General features: G+C 45.6%; 13 protein-coding genes. 6 read left to right on the forward strand and 7 right to left on the reverse strand.

Annotated elements, in window-relative coordinates:
- The first annotated feature begins 591 nt into the window (after positions 1–591).
- A complete protein-coding gene (locus tag M0413_RS10220) occupies positions 592–1,761 on the forward strand; it encodes an acyltransferase family protein (protein ID WP_249554046.1) in 1,170 nt (389 codons plus the stop codon).
- A gap of 379 nt (positions 1,762–2,140) precedes the next feature.
- On the opposite strand, the gene dnaJ is transcribed toward M0413_RS10220, so the two are convergent.
- Together dnaJ and dnaK are read right to left on the reverse strand one after the other, a co-directional pair.
- Positions 2,141–3,274, reverse strand: coding sequence for a molecular chaperone DnaJ (gene dnaJ, locus M0413_RS10225; protein WP_037414972.1), 1,134 nt, complete (start codon positions 3,272–3,274; stop codon positions 2,141–2,143).
- A 109-nt stretch (positions 3,275–3,383) separates the two neighbouring features.
- A complete protein-coding gene (gene dnaK / locus M0413_RS10230) occupies positions 3,384–5,303 on the reverse strand; it encodes a molecular chaperone DnaK (RefSeq protein ID WP_037414974.1) in 1,920 nt (639 codons plus the stop codon).
- A gap of 286 nt (positions 5,304–5,589) precedes the next feature.
- Between dnaK and M0413_RS10235 the strand changes: the two genes are divergently transcribed.
- From M0413_RS10235 to M0413_RS10245, 3 genes are all read left to right on the forward strand, one after another.
- Positions 5,590–6,510, forward strand: a complete 921-nt coding sequence (locus M0413_RS10235) for a DMT family transporter (protein WP_249554048.1) — start codon at positions 5,590–5,592, stop codon at positions 6,508–6,510.
- A gap of 123 nt (positions 6,511–6,633) precedes the next feature.
- Positions 6,634–7,110 (forward strand): Cys-tRNA(Pro) deacylase, encoded by a 477-nt coding sequence (ybaK, locus tag M0413_RS10240; protein ID WP_169547468.1) that lies wholly within the window; start codon positions 6,634–6,636, stop codon positions 7,108–7,110.
- A 110-nt stretch (positions 7,111–7,220) separates the two neighbouring features.
- Complete coding sequence (locus M0413_RS10245; RefSeq protein WP_037414983.1) at positions 7,221–7,523, forward strand: hypothetical protein; 303 nt, start codon at positions 7,221–7,223, stop codon at positions 7,521–7,523.
- 58 nt (positions 7,524–7,581) lie between these two features.
- Here the strand turns inward: M0413_RS10245 and M0413_RS10250 are convergent, their stop codons facing one another.
- The 5 genes from M0413_RS10250 to M0413_RS10270 all read right to left on the reverse strand — a co-directional run bounded on the left by M0413_RS10250 (position 7,582) and on the right by M0413_RS10270 (position 16,489).
- Positions 7,582–8,859 (reverse strand): glutamate-5-semialdehyde dehydrogenase, encoded by a 1,278-nt coding sequence (locus M0413_RS10250; protein WP_249554050.1) that lies wholly within the window; start codon positions 8,857–8,859, stop codon positions 7,582–7,584.
- Between the two features lie 12 nt (positions 8,860–8,871).
- The gene (gene proB, locus M0413_RS10255; RefSeq protein ID WP_037414989.1) at positions 8,872–9,990 is read right to left on the reverse strand and encodes a glutamate 5-kinase; all 1,119 of its coding nucleotides are present in this window, start codon (positions 9,988–9,990) and stop codon (positions 8,872–8,874) included.
- Positions 9,991–10,167: 177 nt separating this feature from the next.
- Positions 10,168–11,457, reverse strand: coding sequence for an NCS2 family permease (locus M0413_RS10260; RefSeq protein ID WP_037414991.1), 1,290 nt, complete (start codon positions 11,455–11,457; stop codon positions 10,168–10,170).
- 408 nt (positions 11,458–11,865) lie between these two features.
- Positions 11,866–14,031, reverse strand: a complete 2,166-nt coding sequence (locus M0413_RS10265) for a TonB-dependent siderophore receptor (protein ID WP_172587439.1) — start codon at positions 14,029–14,031, stop codon at positions 11,866–11,868.
- Positions 14,032–14,950: 919 nt separating this feature from the next.
- Positions 14,951–16,489 carry a M17 family metallopeptidase gene (locus M0413_RS10270; protein ID WP_249554052.1) on the reverse strand — a complete coding sequence of 513 codons (1,539 nt, stop codon included), beginning with the start codon at positions 16,487–16,489 and terminating at the stop codon, positions 14,951–14,953.
- A 218-nt stretch (positions 16,490–16,707) separates the two neighbouring features.
- On the opposite strand from M0413_RS10270, the gene M0413_RS10275 reads away from it, so the two are divergent.
- Entirely contained in the window at positions 16,708–18,171 is a 1,464-nt protein-coding gene (locus M0413_RS10275; protein WP_249554054.1) for an aminoacyl-histidine dipeptidase, read from the forward strand.
- Between the two features lie 184 nt (positions 18,172–18,355).
- Positions 18,356–18,910 carry a PDC sensor domain-containing protein gene (locus M0413_RS10280; RefSeq protein ID WP_218677770.1) on the forward strand — a complete coding sequence of 185 codons (555 nt, stop codon included), beginning with the start codon at positions 18,356–18,358 and terminating at the stop codon, positions 18,908–18,910.
- The last annotated feature ends 24 nt before the right edge of the window (positions 18,911–18,934 follow it).

The following is an 18,934-nucleotide window of genomic DNA, read 5'->3' on the forward strand; positions in this document are numbered from 1 at the left end:
GTAGTAATCTTCATAGGTGGACCCGTCCTCTTTCTGATGAGTTTTAGCGACTACATCGTGGCCCATTGCGAGGCCGATTTAAAGTGGATGGGTCCATTCCATTATCCATGACCGGACTCACGCAATTTATTCCAACGCCCCGCGGCAACTTCGCAGGGGAAGGTGAACTCCTGAATTTGTAGTGTTATCGATTAATCCCCAAAGCACTTAGCCTGTATTATTTTTTTGGAAAAATATTAATCACTGAACTTACTATAATGAACAAAAAATGAACGCTCACGCGATTAAACTGAACTTCACACTTTCAATAATCACAACTAAACTCGCAGAAATCTGGTTTGGCGATATATAGTATCGTTATTTCTATTTGTTAATAGCCAAGGGAAGAACCTGCAATCATTTATGATGTCAGCGTGAGTTTGTTTCACTTATATTTTAAATAAACTTAAAGCGTTTTTAAAATATTGATGATAAAATCAATAAAACTTAGTCACCATGCTGCTACTGGCGAAAATAAAAGCAATACATCCTTTAATCTAAAAACCATTTATCTTGAACATGAATTATTATTTTTAAATTGCGAGTAATAAATTGATAAATACTAAAACTAGATATGTAAGACTAGACGCATTTAGAGGTTTTTTAGCAATAGGAGTCGTTGCTTATCATTCACATCTCCACCCATTTTTCCCATGGTATTGGATGTCTATGGATGTGTTTTTTGTAATGTCTGGCTTTCTTATAACCAAATCTATGATTAGTATCAAGGAAAAAAAAAGAGGAGCAACAGATTTTTTCGTATATAGGGCCGTTAGATTACTCCCTCTTTTTTTTATTGTGCTTTTTTCAGTTGAGCTATTTATTTTTATATGTAATCAAAATTTACTATTTCAAAGTTGGAGTGACAAAGTTGAATCAGGTTTCTCTTTGTATTATTTTTTTATGTTGCAAAATGTTGACTTTATTTTGTGGGGGGAAAAGGTGTTTCCTAGAGGAATTGGTTTGGACCACTTTTGGTCGCTCATTATTGAGGAACATTTCTATGTAGTGATGGGTTTGTTATTTTTTTATTTTTATGACTCAAGGTTTTTCTCGGTAAGAAATATACTATTAATTTCTGTATGTCTTATTTTATTTTCGAATTTATATCGTTATTATGGCGGTCATTGGTGGACATTACCTGCAAGGCTTGATGGGTTTGTTCTTGGAAGTGTTTTGGGCATGTATATTTTTATAGAAAAATTCAGCTTCCCCATTTCTTATAAGTTAAAAAACTTTTTCATTTTTATATTTATATTTAGTTTAGGCTTTACGCTATTTAACATATTCAATTCCTACAATATGCCTTATTATGACTACATGAATTCAAGTTCGAGGGGGACGGATATTCTTTTAGCATCATTACTATCTGTTTTTCTGATCTATAATATTTTTAAACAAGATATTATGCATCCAGAAGCTAACGGAATAACAAAGTTATTTTCATTAATTGGGCTTTTCAGCTTTGAATTATACGTTATTCATTACCCAATAAAGTATGTTATTGAAAAGTTATTAATGGGTGTGATGGAAAACTGTTGGAGTTATAACAACTCATTGATTAACCTGTCGTGCGATAGTTTATTTTTTGTTTTATTATTATGTATTTCCATCCCTACAGCTTGGTTAATTCATGTAAAAATTACCAGCCCAATATCAAATAATAGAAATAAAATAATAAAAAATATTAGTTTATTTTTTAAAAAGACCAGAAAGGCATAACATTTATCAGATATACGAAGGACTTAAAAGGGATTAAGCACGTCATGGAAGTGACCGTTGACGGCATGGTCGCTCATTCACATCTGACCCATAGGGATATGGGAAATGTCACTATGATGCCGGGAGCATCATTGACCATGTGATCGCGGCATTCGCACATCCATACGCAGCATATGCCGTCATCGAGCCCTCAGGATGACTTATTTTTACCCCATAGTCAGGCGAGTCACTGAAATGACTGTGCTTAATTGATTGCTGCGGACAGAGTTTGAAATTTGAGCATGCAATCAAGCATAAAAAAGCCCCGCTAGTGCTAAACACTGCGAGGCTTTATTTATCTAGTGCGCAGCTAACATAACCGCTGCGCCACCCAACCTAATTAGCTATTTAGGTCTTGGAAAAACTTCTTCACGCCATCGAAAAAGCCTTCAGCCTTTGGGCTGTGCTTCTTTGATTCACCGGTTAAGGTGGCTTCAAATTCCCGCAGGAGTTCTTTTTGACGCTCGTTTAAGTTGACTGGCGTTTCCATCACGACTTTGCAGAGCAAGTCGCCAACGGCATGGCTGCGAACCGATTTAACCCCTTTTCCACGCAGACGGAACATACGGCCCGTTTGCGTTTCGGCTGGGATCTTCAGGCTGACTTTACCGTCCAGTGTTGGCACTTCAATCTCACCACCGAGCGCCGCTTTACTGAATGAAATCGGCACTTCGCAGTAGAGGTTGTTGCCATCGCGAACAAAGATGGCATGTTCACGCACACTGACCTGAACGTATAAATCGCCCGCTGGGGCGCCAAACTCGCCCGCTTCACCTTCACCCGCTAAACGAATACGGTCGCCAGTGTCGACACCTGCTGGGATCTTAACTGACAGTGTCTTCGTTTTTTCGACACGGCCATCGCCATGGCACTTAGTGCAAGGATCTTTAATGATCTTGCCGCGACCATGGCAGGTTGGACAAGGCTGTTGCACGGTAAAGAAACCTTGGCGCATTTGCACTTGGCCTTGACCATGACAGGTTGTACAGGTGGTCGCCGACGTGCCTTTTTTCGCACCGCTGCCGTCACACACATCACAGCTGGCTAAGGTTGGAATACGCAGTTCTTTGGTGAGGCCTTTTACGGCTTCTTCCAGTGATAACTCTAGGTTGTAACGTAAATCTGAGCCGCGGGCTGCTTGGCGTTGACCGCCACGACGTCCACCGCCGAAAATATCGCCAAAGACATCACCGAAAATATCACCGAAATCGCCCGCGCCGCCGTAGCCACCACCGCCGCCGCGATTGGGATCCACACCCGCATGACCAAATTGGTCATAGGCCGCTTTTTTGTTGGCATCGGTAAGGATTTCGTAGGCTTCTTTGACTTCTTTGAAGCTCGCTTCGGCAGCTTTATCGCCAGGGTTGCGGTCGGGGTGAAACTTCATCGCCAAACGCTTGTAGGCTTTTTTAATTTCACGTTCGCTGGCGTCACGACCAACGCCTAATACTTCGTAATAATCTCGCTTTGACATAATCTCATGCTTCTCAGCTTAAGTTGAACGAACGGGCGTTAGGGTTTCCCCGTAACGCCCGCCTAGAAATTAACTATTTGAAATCAATCAATTTGATTGAGAGCAAATGTTATTTCTTGTCGTCTTTCACTTCTTCAAATTCAGCATCGACAACGTCATCGGCAGTCGCGTTAGACTGTTTAGCAGCACCTTCTTGTGCGCCGCCTTGAGTTTGAGCTTTAGCCTGAGCGATTTCCATCAGCTTAGCAGACGCTTCAATCAGCGCTTGAGTCGCTTTTTCAATGGCTTCTTTGTCGTTGCCTTTTACAGCAGTTTCAACCGCGCTCATTGCCGCTTCAATCTTAGCTTTGTCTTCGCTTGGCAGTGCATCGCCCGCTTCTTCAACTTGTTTCTTAGTTGCGTGAACTAAGCCGTCAGCTTGGTTGCGAGATTGCACTAACTCTTCAAACTTCTTGTCTTCTTCAGCGTGGGCTTCAGCATCACGTACCATTTGCGCCACTTCTTCTTCGCTTAAGCCTGAAGAAGCTTTGATGGTGATGTTTTGTTTCTTACCGGTTTTCTTGTCGGTTGCAGAAACATGCAGAATACCGTCAGCGTCGATATCGAACATCACTTCAATTTGTGGCATGCCACGTGGTGCAGGCTCAATACCGTCTAAGTTAAATTGACCTAATGACTTGTTCGCGCTCGCTTGCTTACGCTCACCTTGCAGTACGTGAATGGTTACTGCACTTTGGTTGTCATCGGCTGTTGAGAACACTTGCTGTGCCTTAGTCGGAATAGTAGTGTTTTTCTCAATCAGCTTGGTCATTACGCTGCCCATGGTTTCGATACCCAGAGACAGTGGTGTTACGTCTAACAGCAGAACGTCTTTCACGTCGCCTGACAGTACGCCCGCTTGAATCGCAGCACCTACGGCTACGGCTTCGTCTGGGTTTACGTCTTTACGAGGTTCTTTACCGAAGAAGTTAGTCACCGCTTCTTGAACCTTAGGCATACGGGTTTGACCGCCCACTAAAATCACTTCATTGATGTCTGATACTGATAAGTCAGCGTCAGCCAGTGCCACTTTTAATGGCTCTAAAGTACGAATGATTAAGTCTTCAACCAGTGACTCTAACTTAGCACGGGTGATTTTCACCACTAAGTGCTTAGGACCTGTTGCATCTGCAGTGATGTATGGCAGGTTCACTTCAGTTTGGTTGGTGCTTGAAAGCTCAATCTTCGCCTTTTCAGCCGCTTCTTTCAGACGTTGCATTGCTAATGGATCTTTACGCAGATCTAAGCCTTGCTCTTTCTTGAATTCGTCAGCTAAGTAGTTGATTAAACGGTTGTCAAAGTCTTCACCACCTAAGTGAGTGTCACCGTTAGTCGCTAATACTTCGAAGGTTTGGTCGCCGTCGTTGCTGTCGATTTCGATGATCGAGATATCGAATGTACCACCACCTAAGTCATACACTGCAACGATGTTGTCGCCTTGCTTCTTGTCGATACCGTAGGCCAGAGCTGCAGCCGTTGGTTCGTTGATAATACGTTTAACTTCAAGACCTGCGATGCGGCCCGCATCTTTAGTGGCTTGACGTTGTGAATCGTTAAAGTATGCAGGAACGGTAATTACCGCTTCTGTCACTTCTTCACCTAAGAAGTCTTCTGCTGTTTTCTTCATCTTTTTCAAGATTTCAGCAGAAACTTGTGGTGGAGCCATTTTGTTGCCACGTGATTCAACCCAAGCATCACCGTTGTCGGCTTGGATAATTTTGAATGGCATGATGTTCACGTCACGTTGAACTTCGTCATCTTTGAAGCGACGACCGATCAAACGCTTGATCGCGAAGAATGTGTTATTTGGGTTAGTTACAGCTTGGCGTTTTGCTGGCTGACCCACGATGGTCTCATCATCGGTATAAGCGATGATAGACGGGGTTGTGCGATCGCCTTCAGCATTCTCTAATACGCGTGCTTTGCCACCATCGAGGACAGCTACACAAGAGTTTGTTGTGCCTAAGTCGATACCAATAATTTTACCCATGAGGTCCTCCGAAAAATTTCTGTCAAACTAAATTAATAAGTTGGTTTTGATATGGGGCCGGACGCATTTTTTTCAAGTCCACTGTTGGCCACCTTCTCAGCCTTAACACCTATATTGGGACAGGGAATTTAATTACAAGGGCCATACAAAAAATTTTCTGATTTATCTTTTCGAAAAACTCAGCTGTATAAAATATTCAAAACGGTAAAATCCGCTTGCATATCAACAATAGCTGTTATTCAATCTGCGCACATTGAGTGGCGGTTTAAGTGCATAGGGTAAGAGTGTGAAATCTTCAAATTTGGCGTATGTGTACGGCATGGGTGCGGTATTCCTCTGGTCGACGGTGGCAACCGCCTTTAAGATTGCCCTCGGATTTTATAGCCCGTTGCAACTGGTGTTTGTGGCGGTACTCACCTCAATCGTCGCCCTTGGCGCCATTCTCGCTTGGCAAAAAAAGCTACCGCTACTTAAAGCGCAGCTGTTGCGTCGCCCGACTTTTTATCTGATCACTGGGCTGATTAATCCCTTTCTTTATTATGTGGTGCTGTTTAAAGCCTATTCACTGTTACCCGCCCAGCAGGCGCTCTCACTTAATTACACGTGGGCGGTATTGCTACCGCTGTTAGCTGCGCCACTGCTGAAACAACATTTGCGTAAGAGCGATATGATTGCGGCACTGATTGCCTACTCTGGGGTATTTATTATTGCCACCGGCGGCGATGTCAGCGGTTTTCGCTTCGATAGCCCCCTTGGCATTGGGCTGGCGCTGACTAGCACCCTGCTCTGGTGCCTATATTGGATTGTGAACACCAAAGATCAAGGCGACCCCGTCGTCAGCCTACTGTTGAGCTTTTTAATCGGTTTACCCTTTATTACCATCACGCTGTTACTTACCGATGCGATCCCTAGCTTTAGCATTAAAGCCGTGATGGCGGGGATGTATGTCGGCTTATTTGAAATGGGGATTACCTTTGTACTCTGGTTAATGGCGCTTAAAACTGCGACTCGCACCGCCAATATCAGCACCTTAGTATTTTTATCGCCGGTGATGTCGATTGGTTTTATTGCTTGGATTTTGCAAGAAACCATCGCCACCGCAACCTACATTGGCCTAGGCTTTATTTTAAGCGGCATGATGTTGCAGCAATTATTCCCGCGCTATCTGGAGCGCAAAACCAAACTCAACACCAAACTTGCGGACTAAGCAACGGATAAGGTGCCTTACTCGGGTATAGATAATTTATGCCCGAGCTAACATTTTAAACGCCAATAAAGGGCTACTATGGCGGACTTTTATTGCCCCAGAAATTGACGCAAGGAGTAAAGCATGACACCTGCCGTACAAATGGCAAAGAAAGCCAAAATCCCCTTTGAAATCTTAGAATACAGCCACGACCCACACTGCGCCGCCTACGGCGAAGAAGCCGCCAATGTGTTAGGCCTCGCTCCCGCGCAGGTATTTAAAACCTTACTGGTCGCGACCGATAAAGCGCATCCGCCGCTTGCAGTTGCGCTCGTTCCAGTTGATCATCAACTCAATTTAAAAGCCGTAGCCAAATGTTTAGGCCAGAAAAAACTGCAAATGGCCGATGCGGATTTAGCGCAAAAGTCTTCCGGCTATTTGGTTGGAGGGATCAGCCCGTTAGCGCAAAAGAAGCAACTGCCAACGCTGATTGATGAAAGTGCGAAGCAATTTGACAAAATCTATGTCAGTGCTGGTCGCCGTGGGCTTGAGATATGTCTCGCTGCAAATGACTTAGCGAAGTTGTGCCGCGGAACATTTGCCGATATTAAAACCCTATAACTTAAACTCGGTCTAGAAAATTCTTTTACACGCTATCCATAAAATCATTGAAAAGCCCCCCTTAACCGTCTATAAATTAAACAATCGGTTAAGTGACTAAGGATAGTCATATGGAAAAATCAACCCATTGGAATCAAGAAGATGGCATAACCCCTATCGGTTGGGTTGCCATGCTGGTGTGTATCGCCCTTTTTATCTACGAGCATTTTTGGGGGAATGGTTTTACCACCATGGTGGTGATGCTCTATTGCAGCTTTTTACTTCCGTCGGTATTACTGACTCGCAAAGTGCAAGAGAAGTATTTTCTCTATACCTTGGAATATATCCGGCCCTTTCGAAAATTCACCACAGTGATGTCAATCGCTTTTGTATGTTTATGGCTGATTGCCACCTATACCCCACTTATCCACTAAGATAAAGATTTACCACTAAAAAGCCGCTTTTCAGCGGCTTTTTAGTGTACCAATCAGGCTATGAACGACTCGTATAATCGCCCCACGCTAACCACTTATAGGTGGTTAGCGCCTCAAGCCCCATTGGGCCACGGGCATGGAGCTTTTGCGTGCTCACTGCCACCTCGGCACCTAGGCCAAATTGGCCGCCATCGGTAAAGCGGGTACTGGCATTTACATACACAGCGGCCGAATTAACCTCATTCATAAAATACGTTGCAGCATGGATATCATCGGTCAGAATCGCCTCAGAGTGCCCACTGGAATAGGTACGGATATGGGCAATTGCTGCATCAATATCACTCACCACTTTAATGCCTAAGGTCAAAGATAACCATTCGGTCGCAAAGCTTTGCTCCGTTGCCGGGGAAATATCAAACCCCAACCCATCGAGCAGTGTATAGCTTTGTTCACACACCGAAAAACGCACACCTAAACGATGTAAATACTCGGCAATTTGTGGCACAAAGCGCTCGGCAACGGCGTTATCCACCAGCAAGGTATCCAGAGCATTGCATACCGTTGGGCGCTGCACTTTTGCGTTGGCAATCACCTCAAGAGCCCGCTCAAGATCGGCATGTTTATCGACATACAGATGGCAGATCCCAATGCCACCTAAAATCACCGGAATTGTCGCTTGCTCGGCACAAAGGCGCTGTAAGGCTTGTCCGCCACGGGGAACAATCATATCGACATATTGGTCGAGCTTAAGTAGCCCTGTGACTAAGGCTCTATCGGGAGAATCAATCAATTGCACCGCATCGACAGGCAGACCTTGGCTTGCAATCGCTCCACGGATCACTTCACTAATCAGTTTGTTGGATTCGAGGGTCTCTTTTCCGCCACGTAAAATCACCGCATTACCGGTTTTAAGTGCCAACACCGCAATATCGACCGTCACATTCGGCCGTGCCTCATAGATAACCCCAATCACCCCAAGCGGTACGCGGCGGCGCGTGAGCCTTAAGCCATTGTCCAACACTCGGCTACCGAACTCTTCGCCAACGGGATCGGCAAGGCGAACCACATCGCTAATGTCACCGATAATCCCCGCTAGGCGCGACTCGGTCAGTAATAGACGGTCGATCATCGCATCACTCAAACCATCAGCCTTTGCGGCTACAACGTCTTTGGCGTTCGCCGCAAGAATAGCCTGAGTGTTCTGCGTCAAGGCCTCGGCAATCGCCTCGAGTAAATCCGCTTTCTGTGCGGCGCTAAGATTTGCTAAGGCATAGCTGGCTTGCTTAGCTTGACTACCCAGTTGTTGTAAATATTGCGCTTGATTAGTTTGACTCAAAACAGACCTCGCTTATAAGACGACCATGTCGTTGCGGTGCACTATTGCGTCACCATAATCGTAACCGAGTACAGACTCGATTTCGTCGGAATGTTTACCTGCAATTAACCCTAAGGCCTCACCACAGTAACGGGTTATGCCTCTGGCAATGATTTTGCCTTTTTGGTCAACCAATTGCAGCGTTGCCCCGCGTTCAAATTCCCCTTTAACGCCAATAATGCCCTTCGATAACAGGCTGCGACCTTTTTCGGTCACGGCTTTAACGGCGCCCGCATCGAGCACCAGTGAACCTTGGGCGGCGGGTCCCGCTAAAATCCACTGTTTACGACTCTCTAACGGATTTTCGATCGCACTAAAATGGGTGCCAATGGATTCTTTAGCGACCACCTTTTTAATCACATCGGGATGATGACCCGAGGCAATGACCACTTCAATCCCCGCACGACGAGCGATATCGGCCGCTTCGAGCTTAGTCGACATCCCCCCGGTGCCTAACCCCGAGACCGAACCACCCGCTAACAGGCGCAAACTGTCATCAATTTTCTCAACCTGCGAAATCAGTTTGGCATTGGGATTGGTGCGTGGATCAGCATCGAATAAGCCCTTTTGATCCGTCAACAAAATCAACAGATCAGCATCACACAGCAATGCTGCGCGCGCTGACAAGTTGTCGTTGTCACCCACTTTGATTTCGTTAGTTGCAACCGCATCATTTTCATTGATGATGGGGATAATATTGTGTGCCAGCAAAGCATTAAGCGTATCGCGGGCATTCAAATAGCGCTCTCTATCGTGTAGGTCTGCACGGGTCAGCAGCAATTGCCCCACATGTAAACCGTAGATGCTAAAGAGTTGCGCCCAAGCGAGAATAAGCTGACTCTGCCCGACAGCGGCTAATAACTGTTTGTTAGCCATAGTGTCGGGCAATACCGGGTATTGGAGATGTTCGCGTCCTGCGGCAATTGCCCCAGAAGTACATAATACGACTTCGACCCCTGATCTCATCAGTGCGGCCATTTGACGAGCAAGCTCAACCATATGGGCTTTATCTAGCTGTTTACTGCCAGAAGTCAGCACACTCGTCCCCAACTTCACCACCACGCGGCGATACGCTATCTCACTTAAGTTCATTATTCATTTGTAGAAAATAACCGGACAATCCTTATACCTAATCCGCTAGATAATTGGTAGTCAGAGGGCTGGATGCGGGTAGAAATTTTCAATTCTGCTTGGGATCGCGCATTAAAAAGGGCCATCGATTAGATGACCCTCAAAAAATATCCCTTAAACGGCAACTCGTTCTAAGTATCAGCCGTAAATAAATTTCGCAATAAACATCGCCGCGAGCACAAGCACACCGATATTTAAATCGCTAAACCGACCCGTTAACAGTTTGATGGCCGCATAGGAAATAATTCCCAGTGCAATCCCCGTCGCAATCGAGAAGGTCAGCGGCATCAGGATACACACCACGACTACAGGCGCAGCCTCAGTTAAGTCTTCCCATTCAACGTGAACCAACCCTGACATCATCAGAATAGCCACATAAAACAGCGTACCTGCCGTGGCATAGGCGGGGATCATCCCTGCTAAAGGCGATAAAAATAATGCCAAGATAAACAGCAAACCAACCACCACCGCCGTTAAGCCAGTTCGACCGCCCGCACTCACCCCAGCAGTACTTTCGATATAACTGGTGGTGGTTGAAGTCCCTAAGGCTGCACCTGCAATCGTCGCTAAACTGTCAGCGGTTAAGGCACGATTTAATCGAGGTAAACGGCCCTTTTCATCGAGAAATCCACCACGCTGTGCAACCGCAACCAAGGTGCCTGAAGTATCAAACAAATCCACAAATAAGAAGGCAAACACCACTGAGAGCATCGTTACTTCAAACACTTGGGATAAATCCATCGCCATAAACGTGGGCGCAATTGAAGGCGGCATAGAGACGATGCCGTTGTAATGCACATCGCCAAACACCAATCCAAGCCCAGTAATGATCAGGATACTTAAAATCACCGCTGACTTCATGCCACGCTGCACCATAGCAATAATCAGGAAGAAACCTAATACCGCCATCACCGCCGGAAACGCAGTAATATCGCCCATGGTCACCAAGGTTGCAGGGCTTGCCACTACAATGCCTGCACTCTTAAGGCCGATCAGCGCTAAGAACAGACCAATACCCGCAGCAATACCAATACGCAGCGACATAGGAATACTGTTAACAATCCACTCGCGAATACGCACTAAAGATAGGATCAGAAAGCAGATCCCCGATAAGAAAACCGCACCGAGTGCCGTTTCCCAGCTGTAGCCCATCTCACCCACCACTGTGTAGGTAAAAAAGGCATTGAGTCCCATACCTGGGGCGAGCGCGATAGGATAATTCGCCATCAGCCCCATCACGATACAACCTACGGCCGCAGCTAGACAGGTAGCCACAAACACGGCGCCATGATCCATACCCGCATCGGCTAACATCATGGGATTCACAAAAATGATGTAGGCCATCGTCATAAATGTTGTCAAACCTGCTATCGCTTCCTGCTTGAGGCTCGTTTGATTTTGTTTCAGTTTGAACAGCTTTTCTAACATGGAACTGGGTTCCTTTTATTTTTAAGTAGGTAGGGTCTAAAAATGTAAACACTATGTAGCGGTGTTTTTCGCAGGGGATTATAGGGAGTTTGTGCTGGTCAGGCCAGAAAATTGATGGGGATTTTATTGATAGAAATCGCTAAACAGAACAAAAAACCACCGCACTTAATTTACATTAAAGTTCACTGTAAATAGGGGTTAGCATACCAGTCTTAATCTAGGAAAATTCAAACGTCGTTCAGGATTAACAGCGTATTGTTTTTAAAGCGAAATAATCACAAAACAGTACAATGGTTTTCCCATACAGGCATATTAGGCTGCATCTGCGCAGCCAATGGGATTTAAGTCGATAGCAAAAAGCCGGTGCCCTTAAGGGCACCGGCTTTTTGAGTTCAACGGGTAAAATGCTTAAAAACGATAGTTAAAGCTGACGGTAAAATTGCGTGGCGCGCCGTAGTGATACACACTGTATGCTAGGCCAGACGCTGACATATAGGCATAATATTTCTCATCCAGCAGATTCTCTACGTTAACCTGCAAATCCATATTCTCAGCCAGATCGTAGCGCGCCATCAGATTCACTAGGGAGTAAGCATCCTGCTTAATTGCCACATCACTGACATCTGAGTAACTGTCACTTTGCCAATTCACTCCACCACCTATGGTTAACTCAGGCAATAAGTTCACAAATTGATAGGTGGTAAACAGTTTAAATTGCTTCTGCGGACTGGTAGTTGCGACTCGCTTACCCTCTGCATCTTCGGCATTAAATTGCGAGTAACCCGCAGAGATATTCCAGCCATCGGCAGGCTCACCCACCACTTCTAGCTCAAAACCCTTACTCTTTGTGCCTTGTGCGGCCTCATAGTAATTCACGGGTTTACCACCGATATAAATCGTTCCGGCTAAGGTTGCCAAGTTATCTTGGTCAATTTGGAACACGGCTACAGTGGTATGTAGACGATCGTCAAGATAAGCACTCTTCAGACCTAATTCGTAGGCTTTGCCCTCTAATGGATCGAGGTAATTTTGATCGGCATCGAAATTATTCTGCGGATTAAAAATCCCGGTATAACTGGCGTAAATACGATGCGCGTCATTGATATCGTACAAGGCGCCAACATAGGGCACAAACACGCCATCATCGCCAAAGTTAGTATCGGTACCATAGCTCACGCCTTCACGGTTCCAGCTTGAAATACGTCCACCGGCAATCAGTTTAAAATCATCGGTAATGGTCAGGCGGGTCGCCGCATAAAAGCCTTTTTGCTCGGTATCCATATTGAGCTGACGGTTCGCGTTGCTCGACCATTCAGGCTCAGCAAACTGATTTTGTTGCCATTCGTAGAAGTTATCGACCACTTGTGAGTCCCAACCCGTCATATTGTCACGGATAGGCTCATAGGTATCAGCGTAGGATTTTTGCTTACTATACAAAGCCCCCGTCACAAACTCATGGGTTTGACCAAAGAGGTCATAGTCGCCTTTAAGCTGCACATCAAAGTTATTCGAGTTACTTTCACCATGGCTGTGATAACGCTGACCACTAAGCCCCGCCCCCGTGTCTTTATCGAGTAAACCCGACATGTAAATCATCTTAGTGGTGGTTTCATATTCCATGCGGTTGTAGTTAGCCACCAATTGCCAGCCATTGCTAAAGTAATGATTTAGGTTAGCAAAGTAGTTAATGTTTTTAGTTTCCCAGCGGCTCCAATCGGCGGCTGTAGTGGTCGATGTATCCCAATCTGTGGCAGAACCATCGCTAAAGACGGCGGGCAACGCGCCCCACATCGCCCCCTTCGGATCGTTGTGGTTATAGCTACCACCGACACGCAGTAAAGTGTTGGCGGTGATATCGCTATCGACAACACCATAGAGAATGGTTTTACGGTCTTGATATAGATCTTGATAGGAATCGCTATTCACATACTTAGCGACCAAACGGCCACGCACACTGCCGTCGTCATTCAAACCATTAGACACATCCGCGGTGACTTGTTTTTTATCCCAACTTCCAGTGGCGACATCCACATAACCTTTAAGATCAGAACTGTCAGCATGCTTACGCACTAAGTTAATCGAGGCAGAAGGATCGCCAGCGCCGGTTAATAATCCGGTAGCGCCACGCACAACTTCAACACGCTCATAGATAGACACATCCGATACCGTTTCGCCAGCATCACCGCCTAAACTCCAAGATAAAGGCACTCCATCAATTTGATAGTTTTGCACGGTAAAACCGCGGGCCGAAAAACCGTTACGCACATTATCGGTTTTTGAAGATGATAAGCCCACAGTGTTATTCACCACGTCGACCACAGTATTTAATGCCTGATCTTCAATCCGATCTGCCGTCATGATGCTGACCGACTGAGGCGTTTCTCGTAATGTGAGTCCTAGTCCTGTCGCGGTATCAATATTGCGACTCACAGTGTATTTACCCATCACTGTGATTTTTTCGATATTTTGATCTTGTGCCTCTGTTTTAGAAGAGGTTTGTTCTTCGGCCATCAATGCCAAAGGATTCAAGGCTAGTGTGACCGCAGCCGCCAGAGGAAGTAGATTAAAACGCATAGTCGTTCAGCAAGTTTCGTCAAGGTGCGCATACGGTAACACCATTGAGAACGATTTGCATTTGTATTTTATGTGACAAATGTAACAAATTCATCATTCTTAAGTCGTACAAAAAGATGAATAGATTAATGACAAGGTTTTATGTTTTAAAAACAACTAATTAAATTAACTATTGCGAAGAGTAGTCATCGCAAGATGGCCGCAAAAAATTTTACGTTTATGGGAAGGAATGAGAGGCATTGCGTCATAACGACAGAAAAAAGCTAAAAAAAAGCCTGCTCAATGAGCAGGCAAGACATGTTTCAAGCGTCCCTTTCGGGGAAGTACATTACCGCGCTAGCGGGAAAAACCTGGCATACCCATGCAAAAACACCGATATGCTACTTGAGTCTAAACACGCCCAAAAAGGCGATACAAAGGTTGATGGATGATGGAAACTAGATTTAAAGGGATAGTTAGCCCTTAAAGCTCATAGCGAATAAACCGCCACGCAAAACATCAGTGTTAAACCAAGTATTTTGCCAATAAAAATGGTTGTTGCCTGTATAAGACATAGTCAATTACTCCTAAGTAAAGTTGAGATTAAGTACTCTAGTAAAGCTTGGCTCGGTTCCTTGGAACTAGAGATTCTCAAATCCGTTGAGACGACTTGTCACTCGGGTCCTTGGAGAAGGGTATCCATCCTGGATAGACTAGAGGGGAAAGGCTTAATGCCCTGTCCACGAAAACCATTATATGTTTTCGTAGTTTTATTACAAGCTTTTTTTGTATTTATTTTGATTAAGGCTTTTTAATGTAATTAAATTACACAAACCATCAAAAATATTGGCGACCTGCATCACATAAAAACAGAAATAATCCTGCAACCACCTAATAAATAAGATATTACAGAATTATTTCTATTTGTTACGTTATTTCGTTAACGATTGATCAGATATTGATACAAACTAACCAAGGGGCTGGCAGTGGGTTTACCGTAGAGCGGATCGCCCTCTGTGGCACTGCCCGCAATATCTAAGTGTGTGTAAGCTAAAGGAATAGCGGCATTAACACTGTGTTCAAACAGACCTGACGCCTTAAGTAGAAAGGCTGCAGGATATTGATGCCCGCGGGCAGTTACTGAAGACGGCGCATTGTTTGAAGATAAAATATCAGCCGCCCCAGACACTTCGCGGATCTTGGCAAAATCCTCACGGCGTAATGTGGAAACCTCAAAGGGTTCGCCCCAGTGGCTCGCTTGTGACGCAAGTGTCTGCGCGCACAGTGCACCACTGGCGACCGCATTTTCAATCGCTGCGGGATAATTACCGTAGCAGCGCACCACATGTCCCGTGAGCGTCGCAACCGAAAACAGCTCAGGCTTAACAGCCGTTACTGCTTTGATCCGTAGATGGCTTAACAGGTCTGCCAATACTAAGCGCCCTTCCGCATCCGTATTACCAATGCGTACCCGCACGCCCGCATGGCTGGTGATAATTTCGTCGGTGACAAACGCTTCGCTGCCAATGCTATTACGCACTAAACCCAGTTCGGCAATTACGCGGATCCCTTTAGGCTTGAGCATAGACAAGGTTTTAAATAACCCAGCCACAGCAGAGGCGCCGCCTTTATCGCGGCTCATGCCGGCCATTGCGCCGCCGACTTTCAGATCGGCACCGCCCGTATCGTAGACCACGCCTTTGCCAGCAAATAAGAAAGTACGAGTAATCTCACCTTCGGGCAGATATTCGAGTTTCACCACCCGCGGTTGATGCCGACCAACCGCAAAGGAAGAGCGCGCCACCGCACTTAATAGTGGATAATCTCGCTCGAGAATATCCCTATCTTCCACCACTGCAGTTTTAATCACACTGTCTTTAAAGGCTTGCAAACAATATTCGGCAAAGGCCTTCGCCGACATACGCTCAGGCTCAGTACCACATAAATCTCTTGCCAACACACGGCCAGCTTCTAATGCGTTGAGCAATTGACTCTTTTCAGATGATAACGACAATAAACCTATCGCTTCAAAGGCCGGCGTTAAACCTGTCGCCTCACGTAACTCTAAGGTTTGCCATAATTCTTGACCACAGGCCAACGCCGCGACTTCGGTCGCAAAACCAAACTTAGGGGTTGCTGAAGGAACAACATAAAGCAGCGGACGCTTAGCCCCCGCGTCTTTGGCGATAGCAATCGCGGCTCTTGCCGCATCGCCATAAATACGCACATCGGCATAATCATCAGTCACTTGAGTGACGGGCGCTATGATTAAACGGCCACCGGCTAAACCGGGGGCAAACAGTAACGTCGGGCTCTTACCAACCCGCTTATCGACCTTAGCACCGTGCTCGGCCAACAAACTGATCTCATCAATTCCGATAGAAACGAGATCCGGTGTGACCACCACAACCACATCCCAACCTTCGCCATCAAAAATGGCATTTTCTGCTTGTACATCAATAAAGTTAACTTGAAACATGACCCATCCTTTTTCATTATTGTGCCAGCATTATTCCCGCTATAACGCTTAATTACCAATCAAAAAATCGCTTTGACACTATCGAAAATACAGAGGGTGGCAACTTTCGCTGCCACAAACGCACACGGAGTTATCGAGATGATTAATCGCCCGAGCAGAATGTGTTAGGATTAGCGCAAATTTGCCCCATACCCACAAGACCTGATGAGGGACCTTCTGTGACAGCGTTAAGTCAGTTATACCCACAGCCTTTATGGCAATGGTTCGAACAAATCTGTGCGATTCCCCACCCTTCCAAACATGAACAAGCACTCAGCCAACACATCCAAGCCTGGGCTAAGAGCAAACAACTCGATGTAGTAGAAGATGCCGTCGGCAATTTAATCATTCGCAAACCCGCAACTGCGGGAATGGAAGATCGTAAAGTCGTTGTGATCCAAGCCCATATCGATATGGTGCCGCAAAAAAATGCCGACAAAGTGCATGACTTTACCAAAGATCCTATCGAAGCCTACTATGTTGACGGTGACTGGGTAAAAGCCAAAGGCACAACCTTAGGCGCCGACAATGGCATTGGTATGGCATCGGCCTTAGCGATTTTAGGCTCAGATGACATCAAACACGGTCCACTCGAAGTACTGCTCACCATTGACGAAGAAGCCGGTATGACAGGCGCCTTTGGACTACAAGCAGGTATGCTTGATGCCGAGATCCTGATCAACACCGACTCAGAGCAAGAAGGTGAGATCTACATGGGCTGCGCTGGCGGTGTCGATGCTCAGATCACTTTGCCTATGGTATGGCAAGCGTCGGAGCAAAGTTATGCATCATTTAGCCTGCATTTATCGGGCTTAAAAGGTGGTCACTCTGGGGTCAACATCCATTTGGGTCGTGGCAACGCCAACAAGATTTTGGCGCGCTTCCTGTTCGAAAATGCCGATGAGTTAGCCCTAGAGTTAACCCAATTTACCGGTGGTTCACTGCGTAATGCTATCCCACGCGAAGCCAATATCAGCTTTATGTTACCTGCTGAAAATGTCGATGCACTGAATGAAAAAGTGCGGGCTTTTGAAGCCTTAGTCCACGCCGAACTGGCCATTGCCGACCCAGATATGCGCTTAGTATTGAGCGAAATCCCAACGCCAAAACGCGTGATGAGCGAAAACAGCCAAAATACCCTTATCGACTTATTGCATGTTTGCCCTAACGGGGTAATGCGCATGAGTGATGAAGTAACTGGCGTAACCGAAACCTCACTCAACGTTGGTGTGATCAGCACTAACGATGAAGAAGTCAGCATTCTTTGCTTAATTCGCTCGCTCATCGATTCTGGCCGTAGCCAAGTTGAAGGCATGCTTACTGCGTTAACCAACTTAGCGGGTGCAGATATTGAACTTAGCGGCGCTTACCCGGGTTGGAAGCCAGACAACACTTCGCCGGTGATGGCAATTGTGCGTGAAACCTATGAGTCAATCTACAACAAAGAACCCGTTATCATGGTGATCCACGCTGGCCTTGAATGTGGTCTGTTTAAAAAGCCCTATCCAGAAATGGACATGGTGTCGATTGGCCCGACCATCCGTTATCCGCACGGCCCAGATGAAATGGTCAATATCACCACCGTAGGTCAGTACTGGGATCTACTATTAGCCGTGCTAGAGCGCATTCCTGCTAAGGCCTAAGTAAACTCTCCTCAGACTCAACCGCGCATAGTATGCGCGGTTTTTTTATTGTTTTTTCAGATAGAAATAAGGTGTTAATTCCCATCAACAATTTTGATTCTCTACTATAGTTGTTTAGCAACCCCATAAAACTAGTGGCATTTAGCTACATCTTTATAAACTTGCTAGCTTAAGGAAAGAGATCATGAAACTAGGAAAAATTGTTTCTGCCGCCCTATTAGTTTTCATCAGTCACATGAGTTTTGCCGAAGAAGTGCCGCAAGAAGTCATAGATTTAACAAACACCTTAATGCCATTAGGAAGAGAGCCTGTACTTGTTACAGCAGTAAAAGCACAAAATACTCAGGGAAAAAGTTTAGATTCCATCAAAGAACTCGACCAAAAGTGGATAGCCACTGAAGGTATCGATCCCTTTATGTCATCATTGATGAGTAATGATGCAGCCAAATTCTTAACAACCTTCGAAGCAAGTAAGCCTTATTACCAAGAAATTTTCCTAATGGATAATCAAGGGGCTAACGTCGCTATGACAGCTAAAACCTCTGACTATTGGCAGGGTGATGAAGATAAGTGGCAAAAATCCTTCGCAAATGGAAAAGGGGACAAACATATTGGCCCCGTTAAATTTGATACCAGCTCACAAGCCTATTTAGTGCAAATATCTATCCCTGTTATGGATGGTGACACTGCCATTGGCGCAATAACGATAGGGATTAACCTTGATGAATTTGGCAAGTAAGTACTAACGGCAACATTGATTTTA

Origin of the sequence: Shewanella sp. 8A (assembly GCF_023475945.1) — a bacterium.
Lineage (GTDB): Bacteria > Pseudomonadota > Gammaproteobacteria > Enterobacterales > Shewanellaceae > Shewanella > Shewanella xiamenensis.